Here is a 5,639-nt window from a genome sequence, read left to right as displayed (position 1 = left end):
GGGCTGGTCCACGAACTTGAAGCGCGTCACGTCCGGGCCTGGCAACGCTGCCAGCAAGGCCCGGCGCAGGCCCTTTGCCCGCTCGGTGTATAGTCCCAGCATGTGGATACTCTTTTTTTGCGCCGCAACTGGTGGACAAACGAGACGGACACGCGGAACTGCGCAGCCACTTCGCCCACCGAATGGCTTGCTTCGGCGCACGCTGCCGCCACTCGTTCGCGCAAATCGGCTGAATGCGGTTTCATGGCACGAAGAAAGCAAATTATTGTACACTGACTCCGAAACCGCTCTAAATTGCGTGTATAATCACGTAGAGCGAGGCTATGGAAATGACCACCCACAGCAACGCACCCAGCACGTAGGGCTTGGCACCCACCGAGCGCACCACCGCGGCCGACAGCCCCGCGCCGATGAAAAACAGCGTTGCCGTGAGGCCGATTTTGGCCAGGTGCGTTAGCAGGGGCCCCAGGGGGCGCACGGCGGGCACGAAGGTGTTGAGCAGCATGGCCCCGATGAAGCCGAAGATGAAGTACGGAATCTTAACCTTCACGTCCTTCTGCTTGAACATCAGCGAGGTGCCGATGGCAACCGGGATGATCCACAGGGCCCGGGCCAGCTTCACGGTGGTGGCCACTTCGAGGGCCTGGTTGCCGTAGGCGGCCGCCGCGCCCACCACCGAGCTGGTGTCGTGGATGGCAATGGCGCACCACAGGCCAAACTGGTTCTGGCTCATGTGCAGGGCGTGGCCGATGGGGGGGAAGGCGAAGAGCGCCAGGGCGTTCAGTACAAATACCGTGCCCAGGGCCACCGACATTTCCTCATCTTTGGCCCGCAGCACCGGCCCAATGGCCGCAATGGCCGAGCCCCCGCAAATAGCCGTGCCGCACGAGATGAGGTGCACCACGTGCCGCCCCAGCCCCAGCCACTTGCCCACGAAGTAGCCCAGCACCAGCGTGCCGAAGATGGATACGACGGTGAACAGAATACCTTGCTTGCCGGCCTGCACCGCCGCGTGGGCGTTCATGCCGAAGCCCAGGCCAATTACCGAAAATTGCAGGAGCTTGTGGGTGAGGGTTTTGGTGTGGGCAGTGAAAGGATTGCCCACTGTTTGGGCCAGCACCAAGCCCAGGGCCAGCGCAACAGGCGGCGAGGCCCAGGGCGTGAGGCAGAATACCAAAAACAGCCCAAACACTGCCTGCCGCAGCGTAAACATCCGGCCAAACGCCACGCGCGGCGTGTGCAGGGCGCCGAAAAAGCCAACGGCACTCCCGGGCTCGTCAAGGGCCGGCGCGGCGTGGTCCATTTCCGCTGGCGAGGCGAAGGGCAAGGGTTCGGCGCCGTGCCCGTTTTGGGTCGGGCGGGGTGCTGGGTGAGAAGGGGGCATATCCACCGGGGAAGGCTGTTTAGCTGGTGCAAATTTACGGCACTACTACCCCAAATGATTATCTCAAAGTGTTATCCGTAATAACCAATGGTTATTACGAGCAGCTGCTGGTCACTGGGCTAGCGGTAGGCTGCAAACAGGTATTTCTCTGCGCTATTACTACTGGTCACGCCACCCGGGCGTTGGCTTTGCCTTGGGCGAAGCTCAAAAACCGCTGCGCCGGGCGCGGCAGCGGCTGCCCTTGCACCCACACCGCCTCAAACTGCCGGGGCAGGGCCAGGCCCGCAATGGGCACTACTTCGAGCAGACCCGCCGCCAGTTCGCGCGTCAGGGCCGGGCGCGACACGAAGCCCAGGGCCCCGGGCGCCGCTTCGAGGTAGCTTTTGATGGCCTCCGTACTGTCCAGGTAGCAGGCCACGGCCAGGTCGCCGAGCTTGATTTTGCGCTCGCGCAGGGCCATTTCCACCACCTCCAGCGTGCCCGAGCCGCGCTCGCGCAGCACCAGGGGGCTCGCCAGGGCTTCGGCCAGCGGCACCGGCTTGGCCGGCGGGCCGGCGGGGGTGGTCCGGCGCACGGCCACCAGCTCGTCGGGTAAGAGCAGCTCGTAGTGCAAATCGCGGTTTTTGGTGCGGCCCTCCACAAAGCCTAAGTCCAGCTCGCCGCGCAGCAGGGCGTCGGCAATATGTTCAGAGTTGGCGCTATATAAGCTCAAGTGTACTTGGGGGTAGCGCTGCTGGAAGGCTGGTAACCAGGCCGGCAGCACATATTGGCTGATGGTGGTGCTGGCCCCCAGGCGCAGGCGGCCGGCGGCCTCCTCGGGGTCGCGCAGGCCCGCTAGTTGCTCGCCCAGCTGCTGGGCCGAGGCGGCCACGGCCTCGGCGTGGGCCAGCAGTAGGCGGCCCGCCTCGGTGAGGGCTACGCGGTTGCCGCGCCGTTCCAGCAGCCGCTGGCCGTACTGGGCCTCCAGCTCGCGGATGTGCTTGGTAACGGCCGGCTGGCTCACAAACAGCTCCTGGCCGGCTTTGGTGAAGCTCAGGTGCCGGGCCACGGCGGTGAACACGCGAAGGCGAAAATCGGACATGTGGCAAAGTACGGGGCCCACCGCCGCCGTGGGGCGCACCCCATGGCCCATTTCATCGTACAGTCTGCAATTCATCTATTGTTCATCTTGCTCATGCTTACTACCCGGTCCTTCTCCGCATCCCTTGCTTTCGTCCTGTTGCTCACAGCCTGCGGCCAAAAGCACGACGGTACGCCCTACGGCATCAACCCCGAAAAGCACCCCTACGGCCACCGCGAAACGGCTCCTGACAGCACCAGTGGCAACAGTACTCATGCCGATGGCATGCCCAAAGGGGCCGAAATGAATGCCGTGACCAACGGTGCTACCACCGGCCAGCCCATGAGCAATAAATAGCCGCCACCGGCTACTGCCGGGCCCCCAAACAGGGCGAAGTTGTTTCCCCACCACGGGTTTCAAAACAACTACGACCGCCGCGCGCCGAACGCGGCTGGCTCCGTTGCTGCCGGCTGCGAGGGCACGGGCGGCGGCAGGAGAATGGCAGTGGTCACCATTTCCGAAGTTGTGCTGCGGCTGGCGCGCAGCTGAACATAGAGGCAGGTGCTACCTGCCGGATGAGGCGGTGTGCCCGGCAAGAGGATTGTTTTCCTGCTCAATCCTTCGCCTGCTGGCTCATTGCTACTGCGCCCAATAGAACCCAAAAATGGGCCCCGGGTTCTAATTTTGCCACTCGCTAATCCTTGCCGCAACCGCGGGCGGCTGTGCACTGGTACAAGCTGCTGCATCAATCAGTAAGCTCGTCAATAAGCATTTGAAATAATCTACATTATTCAATATAATAAGCTTACTCAACCTTTGGTATTTATATTTTCATATTTCATACCTATCAGAATGGTACATTCTTTATTTATTTCAGCATGTATTTGCCGCACCTTTGCCGACTTCTGTAATTCCCAACTCTGGGTAAAGTGAAGCGTTAACATATTATATACAATATAATATGTTATATATAATAATGATTAATTAAGTTATTAATGCATGCAACTATGCCTGTTTATTATTTTGTTAGTAACGTTTGAGTATCAATTACATAATGGGTATTAACAGCTGGGCTAATTAGTTATTATAAGTGTGAGTTATTCGTGAATAACTCACACTTATAATAACTGTCATTGATTACGGGGCGGAATCGAATGTTATTGAAAATTTATTTTGTTTAAATTGCCATAAGCCGTTGAGCTTGACAAAAGCAGACAGCCTTATACAATTTCATCCTTCTCAATATATGGAAATCGAAAATTGCATTCGTGCAAGTTCTGACCAAGAAGATCATGCTTACCCAGCAGTACCTTCCCAGCCAAAGAAGATACCCGTTCACAGAAACTCATTTCTTGATTTAATTAAAGTTGCGGCGGCAATTGGGGTTATAAGTGCTCACGTTCAGAGTGATACTCCTGCTGCTGAATCGCTTAGCCATTTCTTTAGTCCCGTTAGGGTCCCGTTTTTATACATTACGGCACTTGCGTTCTTCATCAGCAATATTCACAAAAAAGGCATTGCTGGCAGTGACGTCAGCCTTCAGGATACGTTGAAGAAAATCGGGAAGCGGATACTGGTGCCGTTCTTGGTTTGGTCGGCCGTTTACGTACTACTTATTACCCTTAAAAGCGTGGCAACCGGCGTGGCAAATCCCCATGTTTTTGACTTGGGCAAAGTTCTTCTGTACGGTGACAGTGCCGAGCATTTGTACTTTCTGCCGCAGCTTCTGGTGATGGAGCTTGTCGGGCTAGGAATTTACCTGATGGCCGATAAAGACAAGCAGAACAAGGGGTTGATGGTGCTGGCTGTAGCCGCAACTTACCTCGTTTGGGGATATGCGCATAAATACTATGGCATGACGCCGCTACCGTCGCTGATTGCCTACACCGTCATGGCGTTTTACCTGGGCTCCAAAATTAAAAAGCAGCAGACGCACTGGGGCTACGCCGCACTGGGCACCGTGTTGTTGGTGTTGGCTGTTTCGGCCTCCTTCGTAACCTACCCGGAAATATTCACGCAGTACTTCCTGGCGCTGCCGATTGGTGGGTTCGGCTTGCTGCTGATGACGCTGAACATTCCGCGGCTGGAGCTGCCCAAGTGGCTCATTAACCTGAGCTCTGTGAGCTACGGCGTTTACCTGGGCCACGTCATGATTTTGGAAGGATTGGAATTTGTGATTGCCAAAACGCACTTTCCCATTCATTACGACTTGGCTACGAAGGTCGTGGTCACGCTCGTGGTCTTTCTGCTTAGTACGATTATGGTATTAGTAATTAGAAGGATACCGGTGCTTAAGGAGCTGTTTCTGGGCGAGTCAACCCCAAAGGCGTCAGTTGCTGCCGTAACCTATCGTGCGCCCGAATACCGCAACGTTACTGCTTAACGCAAAGGGTTTCGAGGACTGGCGATGCTTGCCCTTACCGGCCATTTCATGAGCAACTACTAACCAACTCTGGCGGCGGCCAGGGGCCCCAGCGCGCCGCGTACCCGCAGATGAAAACTAACCAGGGCACCCCCGCCGGCAGGAGGGTGCCCTGGTTTTTTTGATTATAGGGCGGCCGTTTGGGGGCCATAGCATTCGCTAGGTACCGGGGATATCCGTGCGGGACTAGTGAAAAAATGCAAGTGGGAAGTGGTATAATACTTTTATTTACAAGTATATTATTTCTCAGCTTTATAAAAATACAGTACGCTTTCGCGCTTCTTGCCCTGGCCGCCGCGCCCGCCCTGGCCCAAACCGACCCCGGCACCCCGCCCGCCACGCCGGACCCCGGCGTTGCCCCTGCCGCCGAGCCGCTGTGGCGCAACCAGGCCAAGGCCGCTCTTAACCTCAACTAAGCCGCGGTGAGCAGCAACTGGCGCGGCGGTGGCGTAAGACCCTGGGCCTGAGTACGCTGGCTAACCTGCGGGCCAACCGCAAGCAAGGTATTCACAGCTTTGATAACGAGGCAGATTTCCTGTTTGCCTTCACCCAAACGGCTGGCCTGGGCCACCGCAAAACCCAGGATCGCCTGTACCTCGACACTAAGAGGCTATCCAAATAGGCAGTTATACCAGGTGATTCGCGCGCAGGCAAAATGGCGCATGGCGAGGTAATTTTCGGGCTTTTTGGCCCAGCGAATGAGCACGTGCCGGAAGCGGTTGAGCCAGGAGTAGGTCCGCTCTACCACCCAGCGACGGGCCTTCTGACCCGCT

Annotated in this window: 5 protein-coding genes and 1 pseudogene; 3 read left to right on the top strand and 3 right to left on the bottom strand. The window is 57.3% G+C overall.

Features of this window, described 5'->3' with window-relative positions; translation table 11 throughout:
- Positions 1–289: 289 nt before the first annotated feature.
- Both BEN49_RS10415 and BEN49_RS10410 read right to left on the bottom strand, forming a co-directional pair.
- Positions 290–1,384, bottom strand: coding sequence for a YeiH family protein (locus BEN49_RS10415; RefSeq protein ID WP_239691902.1), 1,095 nt, complete (start codon positions 1,382–1,384; stop codon positions 290–292).
- Between the two features lie 166 nt (positions 1,385–1,550).
- Entirely contained in the window at positions 1,551–2,465 is a 915-nt protein-coding gene (locus tag BEN49_RS10410; RefSeq protein WP_070743026.1) for a LysR substrate-binding domain-containing protein, read from the bottom strand.
- Between the two features lie 93 nt (positions 2,466–2,558).
- Between BEN49_RS10410 and BEN49_RS10405 the strand changes: the two genes are divergently transcribed.
- The 3 genes from BEN49_RS10405 (at position 2,559) to BEN49_RS31280 (ending at position 5,488) form a co-directional block, all read left to right on the top strand.
- The gene (locus BEN49_RS10405; protein ID WP_125916717.1) at positions 2,559–2,801 is read left to right on the top strand and encodes a hypothetical protein; all 243 of its coding nucleotides are present in this window, start codon (positions 2,559–2,561) and stop codon (positions 2,799–2,801) included.
- A gap of 889 nt (positions 2,802–3,690) precedes the next feature.
- Positions 3,691–4,827, top strand: coding sequence for an acyltransferase family protein (locus tag BEN49_RS10400; protein WP_070743021.1), 1,137 nt, complete (start codon positions 3,691–3,693; stop codon positions 4,825–4,827).
- Positions 4,828–5,299: 472 nt separating this feature from the next.
- Positions 5,300–5,488 carry a DUF3078 domain-containing protein gene (locus BEN49_RS31280; protein ID WP_498366031.1) on the top strand — a complete coding sequence of 63 codons (189 nt, stop codon included), beginning with the start codon at positions 5,300–5,302 and terminating at the stop codon, positions 5,486–5,488.
- On the opposite strand, the pseudogene BEN49_RS10390 reads toward BEN49_RS31280, so the two are convergent.
- Positions 5,477–5,639, bottom strand: a pseudogene (locus BEN49_RS10390) (IS5/IS1182 family transposase); the annotation flags it as partial. The gene BEN49_RS31280 and the pseudogene BEN49_RS10390 sit on opposite strands and share 12 nt — an antisense overlap.

The sequence above is a fragment of the Hymenobacter coccineus genome (genome assembly GCF_001816125.1).
GTDB lineage: Bacteria > Bacteroidota > Bacteroidia > Cytophagales > Hymenobacteraceae > Hymenobacter > Hymenobacter coccineus.
Note: the sequence above shows the minus strand (reverse complement) of the source record. Positions and strands in the feature narration are given on the sequence as shown.